Source organism: Caballeronia hypogeia (assembly GCF_001544875.2).
In the GTDB taxonomy this organism is placed as follows: Bacteria; Pseudomonadota; Gammaproteobacteria; order Burkholderiales; family Burkholderiaceae; genus Caballeronia; species Caballeronia hypogeia.
Genome location: NZ_FCOA02000002.1, coordinates 242,942 through 267,650 on the forward strand (window position 1 = coordinate 242,942; position 24,709 = coordinate 267,650).

At 64.0% G+C, this 24,709-nt stretch carries 22 protein-coding genes; 16 read left to right on the plus strand and 6 right to left on the minus strand.

The genetic code is table 11. The features are described from left to right. Positions 1 to 65: 65 nt before the first annotated feature. The 3 genes from AWB79_RS04355 (at position 66) to AWB79_RS04365 (ending at position 3,980) form a co-directional block, all read left to right on the plus strand. The gene (locus tag AWB79_RS04355; RefSeq protein WP_061166159.1) at positions 66 to 1,364 is read left to right on the plus strand and encodes an MFS transporter; all 1,299 of its coding nucleotides are present in this window, start codon (positions 66 to 68) and stop codon (positions 1,362 to 1,364) included. A gap of 126 nt (positions 1,365 to 1,490) precedes the next feature. Next, complete coding sequence (locus AWB79_RS04360) at positions 1,491 to 2,246, plus strand: GntR family transcriptional regulator (protein WP_374728526.1); 756 nt, start codon at positions 1,491 to 1,493, stop codon at positions 2,244 to 2,246. 225 nt (positions 2,247 to 2,471) lie between these two features. Continuing rightward, positions 2,472 to 3,980 carry a tetratricopeptide repeat-containing glycosyltransferase family protein gene (locus tag AWB79_RS04365; protein ID WP_232470817.1) on the plus strand — a complete coding sequence of 503 codons (1,509 nt, stop codon included), beginning with the start codon at positions 2,472 to 2,474 and terminating at the stop codon, positions 3,978 to 3,980. 66 nt (positions 3,981 to 4,046) lie between these two features. On the opposite strand, the gene AWB79_RS04370 is transcribed toward AWB79_RS04365, so the two are convergent. Beyond that, positions 4,047 to 5,132 (minus strand): tartrate dehydrogenase, encoded by a 1,086-nt coding sequence (locus AWB79_RS04370; protein ID WP_061166161.1) that lies wholly within the window; start codon positions 5,130 to 5,132, stop codon positions 4,047 to 4,049. A gap of 282 nt (positions 5,133 to 5,414) precedes the next feature. On the opposite strand from AWB79_RS04370, the gene AWB79_RS04375 reads away from it, so the two are divergent. The 8 genes from AWB79_RS04375 (at position 5,415) to AWB79_RS04410 (ending at position 12,836) form a co-directional block, all read left to right on the plus strand. Beyond that, on the plus strand, positions 5,415 to 6,569 hold the full coding sequence (locus tag AWB79_RS04375) for an efflux RND transporter periplasmic adaptor subunit (RefSeq protein WP_332459655.1): 1,155 nt from the start codon (positions 5,415 to 5,417) through the stop codon (positions 6,567 to 6,569). 1 nt (position 6,570) lies between these two features. Then, the gene (locus AWB79_RS04380) at positions 6,571 to 7,263 is read left to right on the plus strand and encodes an ABC transporter ATP-binding protein (protein WP_061166163.1); all 693 of its coding nucleotides are present in this window, start codon (positions 6,571 to 6,573) and stop codon (positions 7,261 to 7,263) included. A 6-nt stretch (positions 7,264 to 7,269) separates the two neighbouring features. Continuing rightward, entirely contained in the window at positions 7,270 to 8,424 is a 1,155-nt protein-coding gene (locus AWB79_RS04385; protein ID WP_061166164.1) for an ABC transporter permease, read from the plus strand. A 9-nt stretch (positions 8,425 to 8,433) separates the two neighbouring features. Beyond that, positions 8,434 to 9,600: an ABC transporter permease gene (locus AWB79_RS04390; RefSeq protein ID WP_061166165.1), complete on the plus strand. Its 1,167-nt coding sequence runs from the start codon at positions 8,434 to 8,436 to the stop codon at positions 9,598 to 9,600. 110 nt (positions 9,601 to 9,710) lie between these two features. Continuing rightward, a complete protein-coding gene (locus AWB79_RS04395) occupies positions 9,711 to 10,103 on the plus strand; it encodes a tautomerase family protein (RefSeq protein WP_061166166.1) in 393 nt (130 codons plus the stop codon). Positions 10,104 to 10,134: 31 nt separating this feature from the next. Continuing rightward, positions 10,135 to 10,500, plus strand: coding sequence for a GFA family protein (locus AWB79_RS04400; RefSeq protein ID WP_061166167.1), 366 nt, complete (start codon positions 10,135 to 10,137; stop codon positions 10,498 to 10,500). Between the two features lie 144 nt (positions 10,501 to 10,644). Continuing rightward, positions 10,645 to 12,108 carry an alkaline phosphatase family protein gene (locus tag AWB79_RS04405; RefSeq protein ID WP_061166168.1) on the plus strand — a complete coding sequence of 488 codons (1,464 nt, stop codon included), beginning with the start codon at positions 10,645 to 10,647 and terminating at the stop codon, positions 12,106 to 12,108. A 371-nt stretch (positions 12,109 to 12,479) separates the two neighbouring features. Next, entirely contained in the window at positions 12,480 to 12,836 is a 357-nt protein-coding gene (locus AWB79_RS04410; protein WP_232470818.1) for a hypothetical protein, read from the plus strand. Here the strand turns inward: AWB79_RS04410 and AWB79_RS04415 are convergent. After that, on the minus strand, positions 12,815 to 13,144 hold the full coding sequence (locus AWB79_RS04415; RefSeq protein WP_232470819.1) for a GNAT family N-acetyltransferase: 330 nt from the start codon (positions 13,142 to 13,144) through the stop codon (positions 12,815 to 12,817). The genes AWB79_RS04410 and AWB79_RS04415 overlap by 22 nt on opposite strands. A gap of 240 nt (positions 13,145 to 13,384) precedes the next feature. Here AWB79_RS04415 and AWB79_RS04420 point away from each other — a divergent pair, with 240 nt between their 5' ends. Continuing rightward, complete coding sequence (locus AWB79_RS04420; protein WP_061166170.1) at positions 13,385 to 14,347, plus strand: SphA family protein; 963 nt, start codon at positions 13,385 to 13,387, stop codon at positions 14,345 to 14,347. Here the strand turns inward: AWB79_RS04420 and AWB79_RS04425 are convergent. The 4 genes from AWB79_RS04425 to AWB79_RS04440 all read right to left on the minus strand — a co-directional run bounded on the left by AWB79_RS04425 (position 14,344) and on the right by AWB79_RS04440 (position 20,840). Next, on the minus strand, positions 14,344 to 16,929 hold the full coding sequence (locus tag AWB79_RS04425; RefSeq protein WP_061166171.1) for a fused MFS/spermidine synthase: 2,586 nt from the start codon (positions 16,927 to 16,929) through the stop codon (positions 14,344 to 14,346). The two genes, AWB79_RS04420 and AWB79_RS04425, sit on opposite strands and share 4 nt — an antisense overlap. An 81-nt stretch (positions 16,930 to 17,010) precedes the next feature. Next, entirely contained in the window at positions 17,011 to 18,684 is a 1,674-nt protein-coding gene (locus tag AWB79_RS04430) for an arylsulfatase (protein ID WP_074169328.1), read from the minus strand. A 52-nt stretch (positions 18,685 to 18,736) separates the two neighbouring features. Beyond that, positions 18,737 to 19,804 carry an HAD family hydrolase gene (locus AWB79_RS04435; RefSeq protein WP_061166172.1) on the minus strand — a complete coding sequence of 356 codons (1,068 nt, stop codon included), beginning with the start codon at positions 19,802 to 19,804 and terminating at the stop codon, positions 18,737 to 18,739. After that, positions 19,770 to 20,840: a formylglycine-generating enzyme family protein gene (locus tag AWB79_RS04440; RefSeq protein ID WP_232470831.1), complete on the minus strand. Its 1,071-nt coding sequence runs from the start codon at positions 20,838 to 20,840 to the stop codon at positions 19,770 to 19,772. Before AWB79_RS04440 ends, AWB79_RS04435 begins: the two co-directional genes overlap by 35 nt. 412 nt (positions 20,841 to 21,252) lie before the next feature. On the opposite strand from AWB79_RS04440, the gene AWB79_RS04445 reads away from it, so the two are divergent. From AWB79_RS04445 to AWB79_RS04460, 4 genes are read left to right on the plus strand one after another with little or no spacing between them, the layout of a single operon-like run. Beyond that, positions 21,253 to 22,212, plus strand: coding sequence for an AAA family ATPase (locus tag AWB79_RS04445; RefSeq protein WP_061166173.1), 960 nt, complete (start codon positions 21,253 to 21,255; stop codon positions 22,210 to 22,212). 18 nt (positions 22,213 to 22,230) lie between these two features. After that, positions 22,231 to 23,193 (plus strand): DUF58 domain-containing protein, encoded by a 963-nt coding sequence (locus AWB79_RS04450; protein WP_061166174.1) that lies wholly within the window; start codon positions 22,231 to 22,233, stop codon positions 23,191 to 23,193. Continuing rightward, the gene (locus tag AWB79_RS04455) at positions 23,190 to 23,705 is read left to right on the plus strand and encodes a DUF4381 domain-containing protein (protein ID WP_061166175.1); all 516 of its coding nucleotides are present in this window, start codon (positions 23,190 to 23,192) and stop codon (positions 23,703 to 23,705) included. Before AWB79_RS04450 ends, AWB79_RS04455 begins: the two co-directional genes overlap by 4 nt. Beyond that, complete coding sequence (locus AWB79_RS04460) at positions 23,692 to 24,708, plus strand: vWA domain-containing protein (protein WP_061166176.1); 1,017 nt, start codon at positions 23,692 to 23,694, stop codon at positions 24,706 to 24,708. The genes AWB79_RS04455 and AWB79_RS04460 overlap by 14 nt, the downstream gene beginning before the upstream one ends. Position 24,709 lies beyond the last annotated feature (1 nt).

Here is a 24,709-nt window from a genome sequence, read left to right on the forward strand (position 1 = left end):
TTATTCGTTATTCATTGAACCGCCCGGCTAAAAAGCCAGAAGAAGCGGTGCATCGGAGACTCACCATGATCAAGAGCCAGCGATGGTTCGTCGTCGGCCTGCTGTTTCTCGCCGGCGTCGTCAACTATCTCGACCGCGCGGCGTTGTCCATCGCCGCCCCGCTGATTCAGAAGGATCTGCATTTCACGCACGCGCAGATGGGAATCGTGTTCAGCAGCTTTTTCATCGGGTATGCATTGTTCAATTTCGTCGGCGGCGTGCTGTCGGACAAGATCGGCGCGAAAAAGGTGTTCGGCGGCGCGATGGGCATCTGGTCGCTCTTTTGCGGCGCGACCGCGCTCGCGAGCAGCCTGGTTTCGCTGATCGTGCTGCGCGTGCTGTTCGGCATGGGCGAAGGACCGTTCAGCTCGTCGAACAGCAAGATGGTGAACAACTGGTTCCCGCGTCGTGAAGTGGCGAGCGCGATCGGCGTCATCAGTTCGGGCACGCCCCTGGGCGGCGCGCTCGCGGGACCGATCGTCGGCTATATGGCGATTCAGTTCGGCTGGCGCTGGGCCTTCGTCATCATCATGCTGATCGGCTTTGCTTGGCTCGTGTTGTGGTCGCTGGCGACTACCGAGCATCCGCAGCAGAACAAGCGCGTGACGCAGGCCGAACTCGATCTGATCGTCGCGGGGCAGCAGAATGCCGCGTCGATGGAGCACGGCGCGCATGGCAAAGAGGCCAATCTACGCTTCTATCTTCGTCAGCCGATCATCCTCGCCACGGCATTCGCATTCTTCGCGTACAACTATGTGCTGTTCTTTTTCCTGTCGTGGTTCCCGACTTATCTGACCGAAGCGCATCACATGTCCTTGCGCGACATGAGCTTCGCGACTGTGATCCCGTGGCTGCTCGGCAGCATCGGGCTTGCGGCGGGTGGCTTCGTCACCGATGCGATTCTGCGCATCACGGGCAAGCCGCTGATGTCGCGCCGCATCGTGCTGACGGTATGCCTTGGCATGGCCGCGCTGTGCGTGGCGTTCGCGGGGCGTGTGCAGAGCACGCAGGGCGCGGTGGCCCTTATGTCGGTGACGATCTTCTTCCTGTACGTGACGGGGTCGGTCTACTGGGCCGTGATCCAGGACACGGTGCGCCGCGAGAACGTCGGCGGCGTGGGCGGCTTCGTGCATCTGCTCGCGAATCTCGCGGGCGTGATCGGGCCAGCGGTGACGGGCTTCATCGTCGAGGCGACGCACGGTGCTTATGGCAGCGCGTTCGTTCTGGCCGGCGCGATCGCGGTGCTCGGCGCGCTGTGCTCGCTCGTGTTCATCCGAGAGCCGAAAACGCGCGAGAAGCGCGAAGGGGCGGCCACGACCGCGTGATAGTATCGGGAAGCGCGGACCCGTAAGCGCTCCGCGTTTTCCTCACCAGCGCTCAGATTTAATTCAGGTTCAATCATGCAAGACGGTATCGTGTCGGACGGGGCGGCAACAGTGCGGCGTACGCGCATGCGCAGGCCGCTCGCGTCGCAGAAGATCGAGTTGCCCGATCTCACCTCGCTGATTTCGCACGACTCGCACGAGCCCATCGGCAAGCAGATTTTTCGGGCGCTGCGTCAGGCCATCTTCGCGGGACAACTCGTGCCCGGCACGCCACTTTCGGAGAAGGAAGTCTCGGAGATGTTCCAGGTTTCGCGCCAGCCCGTGCGCGAGACCTTCATCAAGCTGGTCGAAGCCGGCGTGCTGCAAGTGCTGCCGCAGCGCGGCACCTTCGTGAAGAAGATCTCGCCGCGTCAGGTGCGCGAGGGGCGCTTCATTCGCGAGGCGATCGAAACGGCCGTGGCGCGGAAGGCTGCCATCGCGATTACAGATTCGCAACTCGACGATCTTGCCGCGAACCTGCGCGAACAGAAGACCGCGTCGAAAGTGAACGACACCAGCGCGTTCCTCACGCTCGACGAGCAGTTCCATATGCAGATCGCCCAGTCGATCGACTGCGTCGCCGCGTGGGACACCATTCAGGATATCAAGGCTCAGATGGACCGCGTGCGCTATCTGAGCCTGCCCGATGTTTCGCCGCTCGATCTGCTGATCAAGCAGCACGCACGCATCGTGAGCGCGCTGAAGGCGCACGATCCCGATGGCGCCGAAGAAGCGATGCGCGCGCATCTGCGCGAGATCCTCGTATCGCTGCATCCGATCGCGGCGCGCAATCCCGACTGGTTCGAGCCGGACGAGCCGGAGCGCGTGCCATTGGGAGGATGATCGAAACGGCTGGAAAGGCGGCGCAAGCCGCCTTTTTGTTTTGCGTGACGCGATCGTAAGTGAGGAGCAAATGAAATACTGAATGTTTCATTTTCTCGAATCGGACGCGTTCGCCGGTTGCTAGAATTTACATCTGACATGCCCGGCCATAACGTCGCTGTACCGCGATCAATTCGCTGAACAATCGAAGCGGCAAGCACTACGATGCAAGAAGAGTTTCACTCGATGTACGCCCAGGCAGCCGATGCCTACAACTCCGGTCACACGCAAACGGCGTTGCACTGGATCGAACGATGTTTAAGGGTCGCTCCGGACCACGCGGATGTGCTTCATTTGCGGGGTGTGCTCGCGCTCGCACTGGGCGACGCAGGGGATGCCGAGCGCTGGCTCATCAAGGCAGTCGAACGCTCAACCAATCCCGCCTTTCACAACACGCTCAGCGTGGTACAGACGAAACTGCGCGCGTTCGATCGAGCCGCCGCGACCGCAAGTTCCGGATTGGAGCATGCGCAGCGTTGGCAACCGAAAGTCGATCAGACCGTCCTGCTCTATAACCTCGGCCGCGCGCTGCAATTGGGCTCGCGCTTCGAAGAGGCTGCAGCGGCTTATCGGCAACTGCTCGCGCTCGATCCCGGTCACGCTCACGCGCATAACAACCTCGGCGGCGTGCTGAACAAGCTCGGTGCGTTCGACGACGCACTCTCGCACTTCAGTCATGCGACCACGCTTCAACCCGGCAATCTGGAGGCGCGAAGCAATCTGGGTCATGCGTTGCTCGCCGCGGGGCGATATCGCGAGGCGTGGCCACATTTCGAGCATCGCTGGTCGAACTTTCAGGACGAGACCGGACGCCCCGAGGGCGCGCCTCCTGACTTGCCCATTCCGCAATGGAAGGGCGAGCCGGTGCGTGCGGAACGTGATCGTCTGCTGATTCTGAACGAACAGGGTCTTGGCGATTCGCTGCAATTCGCGCGCTATATCCCGCTAACGCTGGCGCGTTTCGCGAAAGTGGGTTTCGCGGGCCCTGGCTCATTGCGCGAGCTGTTCGTCGAGTCGTTCGGTCGCGGATCAACGGAGTTCGAATATCTCGATGCCGGGCGCATCGATTTGCGCGATTGGGACGTGCACAGTCCGCTCATGTCCTTGCCGATGGCCTTCGACACGAGCATCGATACCGTGCCCGCAGACATGCCCTATCTTCGCGCAGACCCGCGAGCCGCCCACCGATGGTCGACCCGTCTCGCCAAATTGGGCGATGCAGCGCTGCCTCGCATCGGCATCGCGTGGGCCGGCGGCAGATTTCGCCCGGAGGTCGATGCGCTGCGCAGCATGCCGGTGGAACTGATGGACGCGCTCGTTTCCTGGCCGCAAGCGCACTGGATCAGTCTGCAGAAACCAGTGGATGAAGCGAAAAGTCTGCTGCCTCGACAGCGCGCCCATGTCATCGACTGGATGGACGAGGTCACGGATTTCGCCGATACCGCCGCGCTAGTCGCGTCGCTCGATCTCGTGATCTGCGTGGACACATCGGTCGCTCATCTCGCGGGCGCGATGGGCAAACAGGTATGGCTATTGAACCGCTATCACGGCTGCTGGCGCTGGATGCGCGATCGTGAAGACACGCCGTGGTATCCGCGGATGCGTCTCTTCAACCAGAACGAGCCGGGCAACTGGAACGAAGTGCTCGGACGGGTGCGCGCGGTACTGGAGGGCGGCGCCTGGCGGCCCGCGTAAGACGCTCCGGCCGCGCGCACGCGGCCGGATTCTTCGATGAAGCAAGTGAAGCGTGTTTCGAGGGCGTCAAGCAGCCGCGGCTTCCACGCGCTCGACGAACGCACACACGGCAGCGGTCACTTGCGCGGTCGTCGCCGTGCCGCCGAGGTCACGCGTGTGCAGCGAGGGATCGGCGGTGACGGCTTCGACCGCGGCCATCACGCGCTTTGCGGCTTCGAATTCACCGAGGTGCTCGAGCAGCATCACGACCGACCAGAACGTGCCGATGGGGTTGGCGAGACCCTTGCCCATGATGTCGAACGCGGAACCGTGGATCGGCTCGAACATCGACGGGTAGCGACGCTCGGGATCGATGTTGCCTGTCGGCGCGATGCCCAGGCTGCCCGCGAGCGCGGCGGCCAGATCGCTCAGGATGTCGGCGTGCAGGTTGGTGGCGACGATCGTGTCGAGCGTGGCGGGCCGGTTCACCATGCGCGCGGTGGAAGCGTCGACAAGTTCCTTGTCCCACGTCACATCCGGGAATTCCTTCGAGATCTCCAGCGCGACTTCGTCCCACATGACCATCGCGTGACGCTGCGCGTTGCTCTTCGTGATGACGGTCAGCAGTTTGCGCGGACGCGACTGCGCGAGTTTGAACGCAAAACGCATAATGCGTTCGACGCCTGCACGCGTAAGAATCGATACATCGGTCGCCGCCTCGATCGGATGCCCCTGATGCACGCGCCCGCCAACTCCCGAGTATTCGCCTTCCGAGTTCTCCCGCACGATCACCCAGTTCAGGTCTTCCGGCGCGCAGCGCTTGAGCGGCGCGTCGATGCCCGGCAGGATGCGCGTCGGGCGCACGTTCGCATATTGATCGAGCCCCTGGCAGATCTTGAGGCGCAGGCCCCACAGCGTGATGTGATCGGGCACGTCGGGGTCACCGGCGGAGCCGAACAGGATCGCGTCCTTGTCACGTATCGCATCCAGCCCATCGGCGGGCATCATCACCCCGTGCTGCCGATAGTAGTCCGCGCCCCAGTCGAAGTTTTCGAATTTGAATTCAAAATTTTGCGTGCTGCGTGCCAAAGCTTCGAGGACTTGCTGGCCCGCGGGCACGACCTCCTTGCCGATGCCGTCGCCGGGAATGGTTGCGATGCGATAGGTTTTCATGTCGTGTCTCCGTCTTCGATATGCCGGTAGGTTGCGGCGTGTATTCACTCTAGCCAACTTTCGGCGCTGCAACCGGGACGAAACTCAAAGCATCTTTAACTTAAATTCACAAATGAGCCGGCCAGTGGCGACCGAAAGCGCTGTAAGCGCATCAAATCCCGGCGCTATACTGACCGTCCCTTCAACGCATCCGGTCCGCGAAACCGCACAACGGCGCACGCTCCAAAATTGGCTGAACACGATCTCGAAAAACTCAAAATCGACCGGGGACCGTCCGCCGTCATGCCGCGGCGACGGCGCAACTGGCTGCGCTATGCGGTCATCGCCGCGGTTCTGCTCTTGCTGATCGGCGTGGCATTCAGGCTGACCGGCCCGCAAGCGGTGGAGACCGCCACCGTCACCTCCGTCTATCCGTCGCAAAGCTATACCCTTTTGAACGCCACCGGTTATGTCGTGCCGCAGCGCAAGGCCGCGGTGGCCTCGAAGGCGCAGGGCCGCGTCGAGTGGCTGGGCGTGCTCGAAGGCTCGCAGGTGAAGGAGGGCGAGATCATCGCGCGACTCGAAAGCGCTGACGTCGCCGCGTCGCTTGCGCAGGCGAAAGCGCAGGTCAAGGTCGCGCGCGCCAATCTCGAACTGCAACGCGCCGAACTGAAGAACGCGGAAGTCGATCTTCGCCGCTTCAGGATTCTCGCCCCACAAGGCGCGATTCCCGCGACGCAGTTTGATGCCGCGCTCGCCCGCTACGACAAGGCTCAGGCATCGATCAACAGCGAAGAGGCCGCAATCGCGTCCGCGCAGGCCAATGCGCAGGCGGCGCAGGTGGCGGTCGATCAGACCGTGATCCGCGCGCCTTTCGACGGCGTCGTGCTCGTGAAGCACGCCAACGTGGGCGACAACATTACGCCGTTCTCGTCGGCGTCGGACAGCAAGGGCGCGGTCGTCACCATCGCCGACATGAAGACGCTCGAAGTCGAGGCCGACGTCGCGGAATCGAACATTGCGCGCATTACCGTCGACCAGCCGTGCGAAATCCAGCTCGACGCGCTGCCCGATACGCGCTTCGCGGGCCGCGTGTCGCGCATCGTGCCGACGGTCGATCGCTCGAAGGCCACCGTGCTCGTGAAGATTCGTTTCGTCGAACGCGATGCGCGCGTGCTGCCCGACATGTCCGCGAAGGTCGCGTTCCTGTCGAAGCCGGTGCCGCCCGACGAAAAGAAGGCGGTCGTCGCGGTGCAGCCGTCGACGGTCGTCATGCGCGGCGGCAGACAAGTCGTCTATCTCGTCGAGCACGACACGGCGCGCGAAGTGCCGGTGACGAAGGGCGAGCGCATCGGCGATCTGCTCGCGGTGCAAGGCGTGAAGCCCGGCGATGTGCTCGTGCTCGCGCCCGGCGACAAGCTCAAGGACGGCGCCCGCGTGACCGTGGCGAAGAAATAGCGTGAGCACGACGCCTCTCGTTCGGATCAGCCACGTCGCGAAGTCGTATCGGCGCGGCGTGCAGATCGTGCCGGTGCTGACCGACATCACGCTCTCCATTGCACGGGGCGATTTCGTCGCGCTGATGGGCCCGTCCGGTTCCGGCAAGAGCACGCTGCTCAACCTGATCGCGGGCATCGACCGGCCCGACAGCGGCGAGTTGCTCGTGAGCGGCCTCGACATCACGCGCCTGCCCGAGGCCGCGCTCGCGGACTGGCGCGCGGCGAATGTGGGCTTCATCTTCCAGTTCTATAACCTGATGCCGGTGCTCTCCGCGTTCGAGAACGTCGAGTTGCCGCTGATGCTCACGCGCCTCACGCGCCACGAACGAAAGGAACGCGTCGCGATGGTGCTCGACATGGTCAACATGGCCGATCGCATGAGCCACTATCCATCGGAGCTTTCGGGCGGACAGCAGCAACGCGTCGCGATTGCGCGGGCGCTGATCACGGACCCGACGCTGATCGTCGCCGACGAACCCACCGGCGATCTCGACCGCAACTCCGCCGCCGATGTCCTCGCGATGCTGCAACGCCTGAACGACAAGCTCGGCAAGACCATCATCATGGTGACGCACGACGCGCACGCGGCCGGCGCGGCGAAGGCGCTCGTGCATCTGGAGAAGGGAGAGCTGATCGATGGCGCCACGCGCTGAATCATCATGTATGTGCTGAAGCTGATCCTGCGCAACGCGCTGCGCCACAAGCTGCGTACCGCGCTGACGGTGCTCGGTCTGACCATTGCCGTGCTCGCTTATGGATTGCTGCATACGGTGGTGGACGCGTGGTATGCGGGCGCATCGGCGGCGTCGAATGCGCGGCTCGTCACGCGCAACGCGATCTCGCTGGTGTTTCCGTTGCCGCTCGCCTACGAGAACCGCATACGCGGTGTGGATGGCGTGACGCTCGTCGCGCGCTCGAACTGGTTTGGCGGCGTCTATCGCGATCCGAAGAACTTCTTCGCGCAGTTCGCCGTGTCGGATAACTATCTCGATCTCTATCCCGAGTTCATCGTGTCGGAGCAGGCGCGCGAGGACTATCTGCGCGATCGCAAGGGCGCGCTCATCGGCCGGCAACTCGCGGATCAATACGGCTTCAAGGTCGGCGACGTGATTCCGTTGAAAGGCACGATCTATCCCGGAACATGGGACTTCGTCGTGTGCGGGATCATGGAAGGGCGCGACGAATCGACCATCACGCGGCAGCTCATTTTTCACTGGGACTATCTGAACGAGACGATCCGCAAGACGACCAAGCGCAATGTCGATCAGGTCGGCGTGTATGTGGTCGGCGTCAGGGACCCGGATGAGGCGGCGGTGGTCTCGCGCAACATCGACAACGTGTTCAAGAACTCGCTCGCCGAAACGCTGACCGAAACCGAGCAGGCATTTCAGCTCGGCTTCGTCGCGATGTCGAATCAGATCATTGCGGCGATACGCGTCGTGTCCTACGTGGTGATTCTGATCATCATGGCCGTGATGGCGAACGCCATGGCGATGAGCGCGCGAGAACGCACGACCGAATACGCGACATTGAAGGCGCTCGGCTTCGGCCCCGGCTTTCTCTCCGTGCTCGTGTTCGGCGAGTCGCTCGCGATCTGCGCGATAGGCGGCGGAATCGGCATTCTGGCGACACCGCCGATGGCCGAAGTCTTCAAGCACGCGACAGGCGGCGTGTTCCCGGTCTTCATGGTGTCGCGCGAGACCATGCTCCTGCAGGCCGCATGCGCGTTCGCGGTCGCGATGGCGGCGGCGATCGTGCCGGCGGTGCAGGCGAGCCGCGTGCGCATCGTCGAAGGCCTGCGGGCGATCGGCTGAGGGCGCGCGATGGCGATTCCCGTTTCCTACGTCGCGCGCAATCTCTGGGCGCGCCGTCTCACGACGATGCTGACGGCGGGCGGCCTCGCGCTCGTCGTGTTCGTGTTCGCGACCGTGCTGATGCTCGACGCCGGCCTCAAGAAAACGCTCGTGTCCACCGGCGAGCGCGATAACGTCGTCGTGATTCGCAAGGGCGCGGAAACGGAGATTCAAAGCGCGATCGATCGCGGCCAGGCGAACGTGATGGAGATGCATCCGTCGGTCGCGATGAACGGCGACGGCGAGCCGCTCGCATCGAAGGAAACCGTGGTGCTGATCTCGCTCACCAAGCTCGGCACGAACACGCCGGCGAATGTCGTGATTCGCGGCGTGTCGTCGATGGGCGTCGAATTGCGCCCGCAGGTGAAGCTGACGGCGGGGCGCATGTTCAGGCACGGGTCGTCGGAGATCATCGTGGGGAGCAGCATCGCGAAGGGTTTCGGCGGCACGGGCATTGGCGACCGATTGCGTTTCGCGCAGCGTGACTGGACCGTGGTCGGTCATTTCGATGCAGGCGGCAGCGGCTTCGATTCGGAAATCTGGGGCGATGTCGATCAGCTGATGCAGTCGTTCCGCCGCACGAGCTTTTCGTCGATGGTCGTGCGTCTCGCGCGCAGCGATGCGTTCGAGCGCTTCAAGGCCGATATCGACGTGGACCCGCGCCTGACCGATGAAGCGAAGCGCGAACAGGTTTTTTATAGCGATCAGTCGAAGGCGCTGTCGACGTTCATCAATATCCTCGGGTTCACGCTGTCGATCATCTTTTCGATCGCCGCGATGATCGGCGCGATGATCACCATGTATGCGTCGGTTGCGAATCGCGTGGCGGAGATCGGGACCTTGCGGGCGCTGGGGTTCAAGCGCTTCGACGTGCTCGGGGCGTTTTTGCTGGAGGCGCTGTTGCTGGGACTGGTTGGCGGTATCGCGGGGCTGTGCTGCGCGGCGCTGATGCAGTTCGCTTCGTTTTCCACGACCAATTTTCAGACCTTCGCGGATTTGTCGTTCCGGTTCATTCTTACCCCCTCCGTGATTGGCAAGACGCTCGGGTTCTCGCTCGTGATGGGATTCGTAGGCGGGTTTTTGCCGGCCATGCGGGCGTCGAGAATGAGTATCGTCGAGGCATTGCGGGCGCGCTGACCCTTCGATTCCATCAAACGATCCATCCAGAACTTCTGAATTTTCAGAACGCGCATGACGGCGTATCTTCATCCTCATCGAAACCGGATTTAACGTGAGGAACAACCATCATGCCGCTCGTCAGAATCTCGCTCATAAGAGGCAAGCCCCGCGATCACATTCATGCTATTTCGAACAGCATTCATCAGGCGCTGGTCGAAGCATTCCACGTCCCCGCCGACGATCGCTTCCAGTTGATCCAGCAGTACGACCGCGACGATTTCGCGTACGATCCCGGTTATCTCGGCGTCGAGCGCAGCGACGATCTCGTGTTCATTCACATCACCGCGAGCGACTGGCGCGACACCGCGACCAAGAAGGCGTTCTACAAGACTCTCGCGGCGAAACTCGCCGCATCGCCGGGTCTGCGGCCCGAGGACGTGATGATCGTGCTCGCGCCGAATCGCCGCGAGGACTGGTCGTTCGGACGCGGACTCGCTCAATATGTGGAGGACGCCGGCTGACCACGACGAGCACTTTGGAGATGCATTCACAATGACGACCCTGAAAGGCGCGTGCCACTGCGGTGCGGTCACCTTCGAAGCCGATACGCCGCCCGAACCGGCCAAGCGCTGCAATTGCAGCCTGTGCCGGCGCCGCGGCGCGGTCATGTCGCCGCCGTTTCTCGCCGACGCGTTGCGCATCCTCAGCGGCGAAAGCGACCTCGTCCTGTACCAGTTCAACACGCGCACCGCCAAACATTTCTTCTGCCGGCACTGTGGAATTTACACGTTTCATCAGACGCGCTCGAATCCGGCCGAATGGCGCGTGAATCTCGGCTGCGTCGAAGGCTTGGATGCGTATGCGCTCTCTTCAGCGATCGCGGACGGCGCGAGCAGCTCGGTGATATCTGGCGCGTAGGTGCAGCGCCGTGTGAATGAAGGCGCCGGGTATGGCAAATGCTATATCCCGGCACCCACAAGCCGTTCGCCTTCGAATTTTCGAAGCGCAACCGCGTCCGCAAACGAACGGCGTTCGACAACTACATTCACACGGAGCGCCGCCATGGCCCAGAAACCCTCCAACGAACCCGACGCGGTACGCCGCCGCCTGCTCGCCGCGCTCGCCAGCACGGCCATGCTGTCCGCCTGCGGCGGCGGGGGCAGCGACGACAACTCCGGCACCATCACGCCGACGAGTCCCATCGGCAACATTCCGCCCGACCGCGCGAACCTGCCGCGCCCGACGCTGCCCGCACCCGCGACTTCTGGCATCGATCACATCGTGCTCGTCACGATGGAGAACCGCTCCTTCGATCACATGTTCGGCTGGGTGCCTGGCGTGGCGGGCGTGCAGGCGGGCAGGCAATTCACCGATGCATTCGGTCAGACGCAGACGACCTTTTCGCTGTCGGCCAATCCGGCGTTCGGCTTTCAGGGCTGTCAGTACGCGGACCCGGATCACGAATACGACGCGGGCCGCACGCATCTCGCCAACGGTGCGATGAACGGCTTTCTGCTTACGCCGGACACGAACAAGACGCGCGGCGACCTGCTGCCTATCGGATATTTCACGGGCAACGATCTTGAGTTCTATCGACAGGCGGCCGCGCAATACACCGTCTGCGACTACTACATGAGCGGCATCCTCGCCGACACCTTTCCGAATCGCGTCTATCTGCACAGCGGCGAGACCGATCGTCTGAGCGACACCACCGACACCTCATCGCTTTCGACGATCTGGGATCGGCTCGACGCGAAGAACGTGTCGTCGAAATACTACTTCCACGATGTTCCGTTCACGGCGCTCTACGGCACGCGCTATGTCGGGCGCTCGCGGCTCTTCTCCGAGTTCCTGTCCGATGCGGCGGGCGGCAATCTGCCGTCGTTCTGCATGGTCGATCCGAGCTTCGGCGGCGAGGCCAACGGCACGTCCAACGACGATCACCCGCACGCCGACGTGCGCAACGGTCAGGCGCTGCTCGGACAGATCTATGAAGCGCTGCGCACGAGCCCGAACTGGAGCAAGACGCTGATGATCATCATCTACGATGAATGGGGCGGCTTCTTCGATCATGTCGCGCCACCGGTCAAGTCGTTGACGGTTGCGGAGCAGAAGCTCGGCAACGACGGCCGTCTGGGTTTTCGCGTGCCGTGCATGTTGCTCGGACCGCGAGTGCGCGCGAACAACGTGGCGCGCTATCCATTCGATCCGAGTTCGATCCATCAACTGCTCGCATGGCGCTTCGGGCTCGATCCGCTGGGCGTGCGTGCAAGCGACCCGAGCACGTTCAACATGGCCTATGCGCTCGATCTGAGCGACGCGCCGCGCACGGATGCGCCCGTGCTGACGGTTTCGCCGGGGCCGTTCGGCCTCGAATGCTCGAACTCGTCGGTGCTCGGAACGGGTATCGGCATCCTCGACAAGTCGCGCGTGGCGAAAGGGGCCGAAGGCGCCTCGCAAACCACGACGCCGGGCGGTCGCTTCGCCGACTTGCGCGTCAAGGCGGATTCGCTGGGCTTCCGTTGATGCAACGCTGACGCCGGCACCTTGCATCGGCGTCGGGCGCATTTCTCCTCGATTCACACAAAGACCGGGTCCGCCTCGCGGGCCTGGTCGCACGCGTTTCCCCAATAGAAGCGAAGTTATGAAATGCTCAATATCGAATTCCTTTTTCAAGAATTGCGAGCTATAAAAAACGCTTCGTGAATCGAGGCTCGCAAACGGTTTAGTTCGATATGGCTTCCATTCGAGCGTCAACGCGCATGGTCGAATAAGCGTTTAGCAATGACTTCCGCATAAAGGAAATCGGCATACTGAAGGATCATACGAAGTAAAGAGGCCGTTTCTTTCGCTGCGTCCTTAAAAAATCTGAAATTTTGCTCATGGATAAATGACGCGTGCAATACTGCACGCCGCACGTCATCGTGACATCAACCTGCACCCAAGAAGACACTATGCGGAGCCAATTGATCGCAGGCACAGCCACAGCGAAACTCGACGCGCAAATCACGGCGTTCGTCTCCATGCATTCGGACGCGACCGAGCCGCTGTTCGACATGCGCGTGGGCATCAAGAACGAATACGGCGATGTATATCGTCTGATACTCGCGGATGGCGTCATCGAATTGATTCGCGTCGACAAGTTTCTTCTTGGCCTGGGCTGTATCGAGGAAGTCACCGATGAATTCGACATCCTGGTTCGCGTGCCATGCCGCGACGCCGAGATGTTGCTTCAAACGCTCCGCGCCAATTGAAGCGTCATGAAGAGCGAATCGTGACAGACGCCGTCGATCTTCAACGCTCGCGGCTCGCGCGCATACTCGACGAAGCCCGCTGCACGATACAGCCTGAGCGCTGCGAGATTGTCGGGCGCCACTTCGAGCTTGATTTCGTCGACCACACCGCGCGCATGCGCAAGCACGCGATCGAGCAGCGCGGCCGAGAGCCCCGTGCCGCGCGCACCCTCGCGCACATACATGCCCCACAGGATGCCTTTGTGCTCGAAAGACCCTTTCCTACCGCTGCATGACTCGATGATCCGGCTTTCGGGAATCGCCATCATAGTCCGCGTTCAGAAGCTCACCGTCGCGACGATCCACTGTCCCTTAACGGCCATCGGAAATATCTCCTCGAGTCGTTTGATGACTGCATTTGGTGGGTAATTTTAACCGTGTAGTTAAATCGCGTCACATCGGCGGCTGTTGCGTCCCGCGTGCTTTACAAGGCCGCTGAATTCCAATATTGCTGGGAGCGGTTTTCGGTTCTATCGATTGCAGGCTTCGGGCTCGCGGAGGTGCCAGGCATGGGAACGCTGACCAGACGGTGCGTGCGTGCGGTCGTGCTCGCGTGTGCGTCGACATTCGCCGCGGGCGGCGCGCAGGCGACCGAGGGCGCGCTAGGGCGTCCCGTCGCGGGCACGAGCGTGCTGTCGGGCGTGGGCATCGTGCCAACCGAGCCGGTGTGGATCGCGAGCCTGGAGACCGTCTATCTGGATGGCTCGATCGGCGGCAATCGTCAGGTGCCGATCGCGGGCCAGTCCTCGCTCGGGCTGAACGGCGAAGTGTCGCTCACACTGGCGAGCCTTCTGAAAGTGTGGGGGAACTACGGCGGCTGGTCGCTGGCGTCGGGCATCACGCTGCCGTACATCTGGGAGCAGGTGACGGGCACCTTCGCGGTCGGTCAGTTGAACCGGACCACGAGCGATCGCGTATCGAATCTCTATGACATGCTCTTCACGCCGATCGAGGCGGGCTACCATTTTTCGGAGACCGATCATATCGCGCTGTCCTTCAACATCTGGGCGCCGACCGGCAAGTACGATGTGAACGCACTCGCGAACGCAAGCCTGAACAACTGGACCTTCGTGCCGCAGATCGCGTACACGAAGCTGGTGCCGAAGTACGGCCTCGAATTCGATGCGGTGATGAGCTTCCAGTTCTACACGCGCAACTCCGCCACGGACTATCAGAACGCCCCGTTGTTCACGCTCGACGTGATGGGCCTGAAGAAGTTCGCGAACGGTTTCGGCATGGGCGTCGTGATGGGCACGGTGCAGCAGCTCGGCAACGATACCGGCCCGACCGCCGATCGCCTCGACGGCTTCGTCGGGCACGATTTCACCATCGGCCCCATCGTCACTTACGACACCAAGGTCGATGGCAAGCATCCGCTGTCGGCGAGCCTGCGCTGGGTGCCGTCCGTCACCAGCACCAACCGTCTCAAGAGCACGAAGACCTTCATGGCGACGGCGACGATGGTGTTTTAGAGACCGCCCGTCACCCAGCGGTAATACGGATTTCCGCGATCCGCCTGCATCACCATGCCGATGTCCCGCGCCCACGCATCGCGGTCGCCGCGATAGGCATCCAGACCCGCGCGGTAGAACGCATGCAAAATGCCACGCTCGGTGGCGAGCGTTTCCTTGAAGGCGGCGTCGGCGCCTGTCAGCGGCGGCTCGCTTTGCAGCGCCAGCATGTGCGCGAGCGTCGCGGAGAAATCGCCGCGACGCACCCACGGCGCATATTCGATGCGCGGATCGTCGTCGGTGACGGGACGTGCGTCTTCGGCGTAATAGGCCAGCGCCGAGCGGTCCGCCACCCACGTCGCGGCGAACGCTTCCGGTGACGCGATGCCGACTTCGCGCAACGCGCGCGCGACTTCCGGCTGCGCGAAACGCGCGCGCAGACGCGCCACGTCGAGCGGCATCGGCTGCATGGAGCCGACCAGCATCATCTCGTGGAACTCCGTGGTCCAGAGTGCGGCGTGCGGAAAAACCTGCAGAAAGCTCTGGATCAGCGAACGCGTCTGATCTTCGTTTTGCGTCGCGAGCGGCAGCCATTGCGCGACGATGCCGCCTTCGTTCAAACGCGCGGCCGCGAGCCGGTAGAAGTCGGTCGAGTACAGGTTCACGACGCCCGCAGCGGACGGCGGCGGCGGCTCCAGCGTGACGAGGTCGTAATGCTCGTCGCGCGCGAGCAGCTCGCGCCTGCCATCGGCCATGCGCAGGTCGATGCGCGGATCGGCGCTCATGCCGTAATTGCCGTCGAAACGCGATGACGCGCGCGCGACCGCCGGCAACAGTTCCGCGACGACGCGCTTTTCAAGCGTCGGCCAGGTGAGCAGCGCGCCGCCGGTGATGCCCGTCCCGAGGCCGATCACGAGCGCCGAGCGCGGCGTTCCGGTATGGATCATCAACGGCGCGAGCGCTTGCAGGCGCATGTAGCGGCGCGAGGTCATCGCATCGCCCGAATTGGACACGCCTTGTATGTAGAGGCGGCGGAAGCGCCGAGCGCCGTCGCCCTGTTCGAGCACCGCGACCGTGCCGCCCCCGCTTTCCTCGTAGAACGCGAGATCGCCGCCGTGCGCATGGGCGAGCAACGTGCCGAGACGATCAGCGGGCGTGACGAAGGCCACGACCGCGCACAGCATTGCGATGACCGCACATGTGGCGATGCCCGCGCGCCGCGCGCCGCCGCCGCTCAACGCCGCCGACACGCCGATGAGCCCCGCCGCCACCGCGAGCACGCCGAGCGCCCGGATCAGTCCGAGCGCGGGCACGAGCTCGAATCCCGCGAACAGCGTGCCCGCGATGCCGCCCGCCGTGTTCAGCGCGAGCACGCGGCCGACGTCCGCGCCGGTGCTGGCTCCACTTGCGCCGCGCCCGTCGTCTCCATGCGCCGCCATGCGCAAGGCGAACGGAAACGCGGCGCCGAGCAGAATAGTCGGCAGGAGCACGATCGCGCAGGCGGCGACGGCGAAGCTCGCGCACATCGACGCAAGCAGATTGCCGGTCGCGGCGAGCACGAGCGCCGACGCATGCGCCTGCGCGGCCGCGAGCCAGTCGCCCGCGCCCGCGACGCCGCCCAGCGCCGCCAGCCCCGCGAGGCCGATCAACGCGCCGAAGACGCTCCACGGATCGCGCACGCGCCCGACATGGCGCGCCGCGACGGCGCTGCCGAGCGCGAGCCCGAAAAGATAGGTCGCGAGCACGATGGAAAACGCGAAGCTGCGCGTGCTGATGAACTGCGCGATGGCCTGCGACCAGACGACTTCATAACCGAGCGCGATGCCGCCCGCGACCGCGTACAGCGCGACCGCGACGCGTGCCTGGGCGGGCGCCGCCGATCCATCGGAACGCGCGACGCTGGCTCCGATACCGGGCCGCACGCCACGTGAAAGCGCCACCGCACCGAGCGCTGCGAGCGCGTTCAGCGCGGCCGCCGCGAGCGCGCTGCCTTGCACGCCGAGCGCGGGAATCAGCACGAAGGCGGGCAGCAACGCGCCCGTGATCGCGCCCGCGGTGTTGGCCGCGTAGAGCCGTCCGCCCGCGCCGCCGACGCCTTGCCGCGATGGCGCGAGCGCGCGCGTGAGCACGGGCACGGTGCCCCCCATCGCGATGGCCGGCAGCCCGACGAGCGTGAAGGGCAGCGCCCACGCGAGCGGCCCGACGCTCGCCTGCAGCTTCGCGAACCACCCCGCGCTGTGCGCGAGCGCCTGCGTCGCGCCGACGCCGAGCAACAGCGCCGCGACCTCCAGCGCGGCATACAGCAGCATGGGCCGCGCAACGCGGTCGGCGAGTTTCCCCACGCGCCATCCGCCGAGCGCGAGGCCCGCGAAGAACGCGCTGATCGCGATCGTCACCGCCTGCACCTCGATGCCCACGACGAGCGTGAGCTGCTTCACCCAGAGCACCTGATAGATGAGCGCGGCCATCCCCGAGACGAACAGCAGCAGCGCGGGCACGGCGGTTCTCTGCGCGACCGGCGTGTCATGCGAATGCGCGCGGCGCGTCTTGCGGGCGGCGTCGGGCCGGGTCGATTTCGGATGGTCGGCGCTGAGATGGCTCATCGTGAATGCAAAATCCTTTATGCAAGAACACCCGCTGCGTCTTTCGATGCAGCGGGCGTGGTCGTCGAACCAATGCGATGCTTACTTGCCCGTGCCGCTCAGGCTCTTCATCAGCGCGTCGGTCATCTGGTCGATGCTGAAGCTCGACGGTCGCTGGCTCGGCGGATATTGCTTGAACGACGCGAGGAACGGCGCGACTTTCGATACCGCGTATTGCGCGAGATAGACGTTCTTCGTGGTCCAGTCGTAGTACTGGTCGGACACCACGTCCGCGCGTTCGTACGGGTCCATGCGCAGATTGAATATCTTCGGCACGCGCAGGCACGTGAACGGGTTGGCCCACACCTGGAAGCCGCCCGGCTCGCGCTGCTCGCAGAAGACGATCTTCCAGTTGTCCTGGCGCATCGCGACGAGCAGGCCGTCGTCGTTGAAGTAGAAGAACTCGTGACGCGGCCCTTCCTTCGCCTGGCCGGTCAGGTACGGCAGGAAGTTATAGCCGTCGAGATGCACCTTGAAGTTCTTGCCGCCTATCGCCGCGCCCTTGAGCAGGCGGTCGGAGATGGTCGTGTCGCCCGCGGCCGCGAGCAGCGTGGGGAACCAGTCGAGGCCCGACATCATCTGTCTCGATACCGAGTTCGGCTTGATGTGTCCCGGCCATCGGACCATGGCGGGCACGCGGAACGCGCCTTCCCAGTTGGTGTCCTTCTCGCTTCTGAACGGAGTCGTGGCGGCGTCGGGCCACGAGAACTGGTTCGGGCCGTTGTCGGTCGTGTAGACGACGATCGTGTTGTCGGTCAGCTTCAGATCGTCGAGCGTCTTGAGCAGCTTGCCGACGTCGCCGTCGTGTTCGATCATGCCGTCCGCATACTCGTTGCCGGGCATGCCGCTCTGCCCCTGCATCGATGGACGGACATGCGTGAACAGGTGCATGCGGGTGGTGTTCATCCACACGAAGAAGGGCTTGTCCGCCTTCGCCTGCTTCTGGATGAAGTCGATCGCCGCCTGCGTCGTTTCGTCGTCGATCGTCTCCATGCGCTTGGTCGTGAGCGGGCCGGTGTCCTGGATCTTGCCGTCCGCGAAAGAATGAATCACGCCGCGCGGCGCATTGGCCTTGACCCAGTCCTTGTCGTTCTTCGGATAGTACGGGCGCTCCGGCTCCTCTTCCGCGTTCAGGTGGTAAAGGTTGCCGAAGAATTCGTCGAAGCCGTGTGCTGTGGGCAGGAACTCGTTGCGGTCGCCCAGGTGATTCTTGCCGAACTGGCCGGTTGCGTAGCCAAGTGGCTTCAGCGCCTGCGCGATCGTGACGTTCGCCGCCTGAAGGCCCACATTCGAGCCCGGAATGCCGACCTTCGACAAGCCCGTGCGCAGCGTCACTTCGCCCGTGATGAAGGTCGAGCGGCCCGCCGTGCAGCTATTCTCCGCATAGTAGTCCGTGAAGATCATGCCTTCGTTCGCGATACGGTCGATGTTCGGCGTCTCGTAGCCCACGACGCCGCGGCTATACGCGCTGATGTTCGTCTGGCCGATATCGTCGCCGAAGATCACGAGAATGTTCGGCTTCTTCGAGTTCTGATTCTGCTGATTCGCGGGCGCCGCGTTGTTCTGCGCGGCCGGTTTCGCGGGCGCGGCGGGCTTCGCGTTGTTCTGCGTCTGCGCGGTCGAGATCATCGGCGGGACGATCAGGACACAGACGGCCGCGATGGCGGCGAGGGCGCCGGTCAGATACCGGACGCGTCGAAGATTCGGCTTTGTCATTGTTGCTCTCCATTCGCGATGCACACCGCATTGCCCCCAAGAGACATCGTCATCATTGCCCCGCGCCCGGCGGATAGATCACGTTCCAGTCGTCCTTCATGCTCACGACGGTCCAGCCTTTCGCGCGCGCCTCGTCCCATGCCTTATCCAGCTTGCCGACCTTCGATTGCCGGTCGTAGGCGAATTCGCGCGCCGCGTCGTCGTGATGCACGAGCAGCGCGAGATGCGGACCGGTTTGCGCCGCCGTGTACTGCAACATCTGCAGATCGCCGTCCGAGTTGCCGAACGCGAGCACCGGCCTGCGCCCGATATTGCGATAGATGCCGACGGGCTTGCCCGGCCCGTCATCGACGAAATCGAGCTTCGGTTCGCGCACGAGCACAGGCTTGCCGTCGCGCATCTCATACTTCACGCGCTGACTCGACCCGATAACCTGCTCGGGCGGAATGCCGTAGACGCGCTGGGCGAATACGCGCATGAATTCGACCGTTCCGCCGGACACGATGTACGTCTTGAAGCCGTTCGCGCGCAGATAGGCGAGCAGTTCCAGTTGCGGTTGATAGACGAGCTCCGTATAGGGCCGCCGAAACTTCGGATGCTTCGCGCGCCCAAGCCATGCGCGAATCGTGCTGTCGTATTCATCGACGCTCATGCCGCTGTTGGCCACCGCGATCAGCTTCATCACTTCCTTCTGCTGTCCCGCGAGCGCCGCCTGATCGTGGGCGGCGAGCGCGCGGAACGCCGGGTTGTTGCGCCACTCGGGATGCTTCGGTGCGGCGGCCTTCACCTGGTCCAGCATGAATACGAACTGGAAGTACAGCGGTTGCTCGCTCCACAAGGTGCCGTCGTTGTCGAACACCGCAATGCGCTCGTCGGGCGGCACATAGGACGGCGAACCCTGTCGCGTCACGTCGTCGACGAAATGGATGATGGTCTCGCGCGCGATGCCGTCGCGCCACGAGGGCAGCACCGCGGTCGCGGCGGGCTGCGCCTGCGGGCTGGATGCGCTCGCGCTATCGCCCGGATTCGCGCATCCGGCGATGACGAGCGCGGCGAGCAGCGTCGCCGCGAGCGCGAGCAGACGCTCAGCGCGCTGCCGTATCGATCGATGAGCGAGCATGCGTCCGATCCCACACGTCCTTGTCCATCACGAGGCGAAATCCCAGATGTGACATGCTGTTGTACGGATCGGTGCCGCGCCGCGCGCTCGGGCGATAACTCAGGCAATAGCTTTCGTTGCACAGGAACGAGCCGCCGCGGGTCACGCGCTTGGGCGCCTGCACGGGCACGCCGGGGTCGGCCGGGTCCCAGGATTCCGCGGGGCCGGCGGGCTCGTTCACCACGCCGCCGATGGACGCCTCGCGCCGGAACTGATCCGCGCGATACCAGTCCGCGACCCATTGCCAGGCATTGCCGGTCATGTCGGAGAGGCCGTAGCCGTTGGCCGGAAAGCTGCCCACCGGACTCGTTCCCGCCGCGCCGCCCGCTTTCGCGTTGAGCACGGGAAAGGGCTGCGGCTGTTGCCCTTGCCAGACGTTCGCCATCTGCTTGCCGTCCGGCGTGAACTGATCGCCCCATGCGTAAGTAGCCTGATCGAGGCCGCCGCGCGCGGCGAACTCCCATTCGGCTTCGGTCGGCAGGCGCTTGCCGGCCCACTTCGCGTAGGCCTCGGCATCTTCATACGACACTTGCACGACGGGGTGATCGTCGCGGCCGTCGATATTGCTCGCAGGTCCCGTCGGATGACGCCAGTCCGCGCCGGGCACGAAGCGCCACCAGCGCGAGTAGTCCTGCAGCGACACTTGCTCCTTCGTGCCGGTGAACACCATCGCGCCCGGCACGAGCTTGCTGTCGGGCGGGCGCGGCGTGCCGGGCGGCAACTGCACGCGCAACGTGTCCCAGTCGGGTTTCTTCTCGGCGGTGGTGACATAGCCCGTCGCCGCGACGAACGCTCGGAACTCCGCGTTCGTCACGTGATGCTCGTCCATCCAGAAGCCGTGCACGCGCACCTTGTGCGCGGGGCGCTCGTTCGCCTGCGCGAGCTTGCTGTCGCTTCCCATCAGGAATTCGCCGCCGGGCACCCAGGCCATGCCCTTCGGACCCTGCGTGCCGTCGCCCAGCACGATGCGAATCTCAGGCTTGTCATGCGCGCTCATCGCGCGGCTCACCCCGTAGCCGACGAGCGCGGGGCACAGCAGAAGCAACGTTCCCCATAGCGCGACACGGCGCATGCGCGAGCCAGGCGTCGCGCCTGGTTCGTGCGTCGGCTTCTCCTGACCCGTCGATCCCTTCGACATTTGCGTGCTCCGCAGGCGCCTCGAGCGCATCCGGTGTCATCAATATACGAAGGGTTATTCGAATTCAATCTTTTTTTAAGCGCTTTATCGAATGCACCCGAGGTATTGATACAAGCGCGAAACGCGCTGTATATCATGTCCGCCGTTTCGCTAAATGAACCAATCCGACGCTTTGACGAAAGAGCCACGCTCCAGTAACTTGTCGCTCACGCGGGCGCTTAACGTGGTGGAGCGAGCGGTACACCAGGACGAACGAGAGGGCGAGCCAGTCATGCGCGATACCATCCGGCGATTCGAGGCAAGCATCGGTGAGGCGGTCGTGGGACAGGAGGCGGTCGTGCGGCAAATCCTGATCGCGCTGCTCGCCGACGGCCACGTGCTGCTCGAAAGCCTGCCGGGTCTTGCGAAGACGCGCACGGTGAAGGCCATCGCGGCGCGCCTCGCGGCAACCATGAAGCGCATTCAGTTCACACCCGATCTGCTCCCGTCCGACATCACCGGCGGCGAAACGCTGCTGCAATCCGGCACGGAGCGCACGCTCACGTTTCAGCCCGGCCCGATCTTCGGCAATCTGATTCTCGCGGACGAAATCAATCGCGCGCCCGCGAAAGTGCAATCGGCATTGCTCGAAGCCATGGAAGAGCGGCAGATCTCGGTCGCGGGCAAGACGCATGCAATGCCCGATCTCTTTCTCGTCATGGCGACGCAGAATCCGATCGAGCAGGAAGGCACGTATCCGCTGCCGGAAGCGCAGATGGACCGCTTTCTGTTGAAGGTGCTGATCACCTATCCGTCGCCGCAAAGCGAGTGCGAGATGCTGCGTCTGTTGCGGCGCGAGAACGAAGGCGAGAAGGCGAGCTTCGAAACGCTCTCGCAGGAAGAGATATTCGCGGTGCGCGAGGCGGCGCGGCGCGTGTCGGTTGCGCCCGCCATCGACGAATACATCGTGTCGATCGTCAATGCGACGCGTCATGGCGAAATCCTCGATGCCGATCTCGGCAAGTGGATCGAAGTGGGCGCGAGCCCGCGCGGCGCGATCGGGCTCGATCGTGCGAGCCGCGTGCATGCCTGGCTCGACGAACGCGACTTCGTCACGCCCGACGATGTGCGCGCGGTGATTCATCCGGTGCTGCGCCATCGTCTGATGCTGTCGTATGACGCGAACGCGGACAACGTGAGCGCCGACCAGGTGATCGACCGGCTCGTCGAAAAGGTGGCCGTGCCGGCTTAACTCCGGAGGATCGCTTCAATGGCGGCAAGCGCAGAGGACTCGATCGGAAGCGTGTATGTCGATGCCGCGCATCTCGCGCGGCTCGAATATCGTGCGCGCGGGTTGAGCTTTCTCAAGCCCGCACCGGTGTCGAGCATTCTGTCGGGCCGGCACGCGTCGCGCATGCGCGGGCGCGGTCTCAACTTCGAGGAGCTGCGCGGCTATCTGCCGGGCGACGATATCCGTCATCTGGATTGGCGCGTGACATTGCGCACCGGCAAGCCGCATGTACGCGTGTACACGGAGGAGCGCGACCGGCCTCTGCTGGTGGTGGTCGATCAGCGCATGAACATGTTCTTCGGATCAAGCCGCGCGTTCAAGTCGGTGGTCGCCGCCGAAGCCGCCGCCCTCGCCGTGTGGATGGCCTTCGCCGCGGGCGATCGCGTCGGCGGCGTGGTCTTCGGCGACGACGACATCGTGCGCGTGCGGCCTTTGCGCAGCCGCAGCCGCATCGACATGTTGTTCGGTGCGATCGGCCGCATGAATCGCGCGCTCGCCGCCGAGAGTCCCGCGCGCACGAACTACGCGCAACTGAATGCCGCGCTGGAAGGCGTGCTGCAGATCGCGGGGCACGATTTTCTCGTGTGCATCGTGAGCGATTTCGCGGGCGCCGATGAACGCACGCGGCAGCTCTTGCGCCAGCTCGCGGCGCACAACGACGTGATCGCCGCGCTCGTCTTCGATCCGATGTGGCAGCGCATGCCGGAACATCGCGCGCTGGTCGTGAGCGAAGGGCGCTTGCAGGTCGAATTGCGCATCGAGCATGAGCGCGTGCGCGAACCGCTCGCGAGTCTGTTCAAGGGACGCGCCGCCGGCATCGCCGAGTTGCTGCGCGCGAGCGGTGTGCCGCTGATGGCGTTGTCGACGGCCGAGCCTGTCACGGATCAGGTGCGCAGGCTCTTCGGCGAGCGGCCGCGCCATGCACCGGGAAGCGGCATATGAGCGATCCTCTCGTTCCCCGCGATACACCCGCCGCGTTGCAATCGTTGCGCGAATTGCCTTTACCCGCGCCGGTTTCGTATGCGCCGAAGACCATCGGCTGGTTGCTCGTCGCGTTGTTGCTCGTGCTGATCGCGTTGTTCCTTGCGTGGCGCGCGTGGCGACGTCACGAGAAGGCGCGCTATCGTCGCGAGGCGCTGGCGGAACTGACGCGCATCGAAGCGAAGCTCGACGATGCAGCCACGCGCGCGACCGCGCTTGCCGAGATCGCGCCGCTCATCAAGCGCACGGCGCTCGCGACCGCATCGCGAGAACGAGTGGCCGCGCTGAGCGGTGCATCGTGGCTCGCCTACCTGCGCAAGACCCGCGCATCCTTCGACGATGAATGCGGGGCGCTGCTCTGCATGGCGAGCTACGCTCCCGCCGAACGCCTGGGCGACGTGACGCCGGATCAGGCGAAGCATCTCGCGCAAGCCGCACGCGACTGGATCGCGCATCATCATGTGGAAGCTTGAATTCCCGTGGATGTTCGCGCTGTTGCCGCTGCCCGCGCTCGTGTGGTGGCTCGTGCCTGCGTATCGCACGACGGCGTCCGCGGTGCGCATGCCGTTCTTTCAGGAAATGGCCGACGCCGCCGGCGAGAAGCCCGCGCCCGGCGGCGTGCGTCTGCGCAGCAACTGGCTGCAACGCCTGCTGATGCCCTTGCTGTGGGTGCTGCTGCTGATCGCGGCGGCGCGTCCGGTGTTCGTCGAAGCGCCTGTCACGCGCGACATGCCCGCACGCGATCTCCTGCTTGCGATCGACCTGTCGCAATCGATGAGCGAACGTGATTTCATCGACAGTGCGAGCGGCGAACGCCTGGATCGTCTGAGCGCGGTGAAGCGCGTGGTCGCGGACTTCATCGCGAAACGCAAGGCCGATCGTATCGGTCTCGTCGTGTTCGGCGATGCCGCCTATCCGCAAGCGCCGCTCACGCTCGATCACGACAGCGTGCAGATGTTGCTCGACGCGATGCGCATCGGCATGGCGGGACCGCGCACGGCCATTGGTGACGCGATCGGTCTCGCGGTCAAGCTGATGCAGAACACGCCCGCGCAGGAAAAAGTGCTCGTGCTGCTAACCGACGGCAACGACACCGCGAGCGCGATTCCTCCGGAGCAGGCGGCGCGTATCGCGAAACGGCATGGCATCGTCGTGCATACGATCGGTATCGGCGATCCGGGCACGCAAGGCGAGGACAAGGTCGACCTCGACGCGCTCGCGCGCATCGCGACAATAACGGGCGGCAGTGCGTTTCATGCGCTCGGGCGTGAAGAGGATCTCGCGTCTGTGTATGCGCAGATCGACAAGATGACGCCCGAGAAGGTCAAGCGCGAAGTCTATCGGCCGCAGCGCGAGTTCTATTGGGCGCCGCTCGCGCTCGCGGTCTCGCTGCTGACGCTCTATCACGTGCTCGCGTTACTCGTCGCGTGGCTGCGCGCGCCGCGTCGCGCGACCACTGAAGAGGCGGAGGCCTGAC

Excerpts from the sequence above, each read along its gene's own strand:
- AWB79_RS04355 (WP_061166159.1), top strand. The coding sequence starts at position 66 with ATGATCAAGAGCCAGCGATGGTTCGTCGTCGGCCTGCTGTTTCTCGCC.
- AWB79_RS04360 (WP_374728526.1), top strand. The coding sequence starts at position 1,491 with ATGCGCAGGCCGCTCGCGTCGCAGAAGATCGAGTTGCCCGATCTCACC.
- AWB79_RS04365 (WP_232470817.1), top strand. The coding sequence starts at position 2,472 with ATGTACGCCCAGGCAGCCGATGCCTACAACTCCGGTCACACGCAAACG.
- AWB79_RS04370 (WP_061166161.1), bottom strand. The coding sequence starts at position 5,132 with ATGAAAACCTATCGCATCGCAACCATTCCCGGCGACGGCATCGGCAAG.
- AWB79_RS04375 (WP_332459655.1), top strand. The coding sequence starts at position 5,415 with ATGCCGCGGCGACGGCGCAACTGGCTGCGCTATGCGGTCATCGCCGCG.
- AWB79_RS04385 (WP_061166164.1), top strand. The coding sequence starts at position 7,270 with ATGTATGTGCTGAAGCTGATCCTGCGCAACGCGCTGCGCCACAAGCTG.
- AWB79_RS04390 (WP_061166165.1), top strand. The coding sequence starts at position 8,434 with ATGGCGATTCCCGTTTCCTACGTCGCGCGCAATCTCTGGGCGCGCCGT.
- AWB79_RS04395 (WP_061166166.1), top strand. The coding sequence starts at position 9,711 with ATGCCGCTCGTCAGAATCTCGCTCATAAGAGGCAAGCCCCGCGATCAC.
- AWB79_RS04400 (WP_061166167.1), top strand. The coding sequence starts at position 10,135 with ATGACGACCCTGAAAGGCGCGTGCCACTGCGGTGCGGTCACCTTCGAA.
- AWB79_RS04405 (WP_061166168.1), top strand. The coding sequence starts at position 10,645 with ATGGCCCAGAAACCCTCCAACGAACCCGACGCGGTACGCCGCCGCCTG.
- AWB79_RS04415 (WP_232470819.1), bottom strand. The coding sequence starts at position 13,144 with ATGATGGCGATTCCCGAAAGCCGGATCATCGAGTCATGCAGCGGTAGG.
- AWB79_RS04420 (WP_061166170.1), top strand. The coding sequence starts at position 13,385 with ATGGGAACGCTGACCAGACGGTGCGTGCGTGCGGTCGTGCTCGCGTGT.
- AWB79_RS04425 (WP_061166171.1), bottom strand. The coding sequence starts at position 16,929 with ATGAGCCATCTCAGCGCCGACCATCCGAAATCGACCCGGCCCGACGCC.
- AWB79_RS04430 (WP_074169328.1), bottom strand. The coding sequence starts at position 18,684 with ATGACAAAGCCGAATCTTCGACGCGTCCGGTATCTGACCGGCGCCCTC.
- AWB79_RS04435 (WP_061166172.1), bottom strand. The coding sequence starts at position 19,804 with ATGCTCGCTCATCGATCGATACGGCAGCGCGCTGAGCGTCTGCTCGCG.
- AWB79_RS04440 (WP_232470831.1), bottom strand. The coding sequence starts at position 20,840 with ATGAGCGCGCATGACAAGCCTGAGATTCGCATCGTGCTGGGCGACGGC.
- AWB79_RS04445 (WP_061166173.1), top strand. The coding sequence starts at position 21,253 with ATGCGCGATACCATCCGGCGATTCGAGGCAAGCATCGGTGAGGCGGTC.
- AWB79_RS04450 (WP_061166174.1), top strand. The coding sequence starts at position 22,231 with ATGGCGGCAAGCGCAGAGGACTCGATCGGAAGCGTGTATGTCGATGCC.
- AWB79_RS04455 (WP_061166175.1), top strand. The coding sequence starts at position 23,190 with ATGAGCGATCCTCTCGTTCCCCGCGATACACCCGCCGCGTTGCAATCG.
- AWB79_RS04460 (WP_061166176.1), top strand. The coding sequence starts at position 23,692 with ATGTGGAAGCTTGAATTCCCGTGGATGTTCGCGCTGTTGCCGCTGCCC.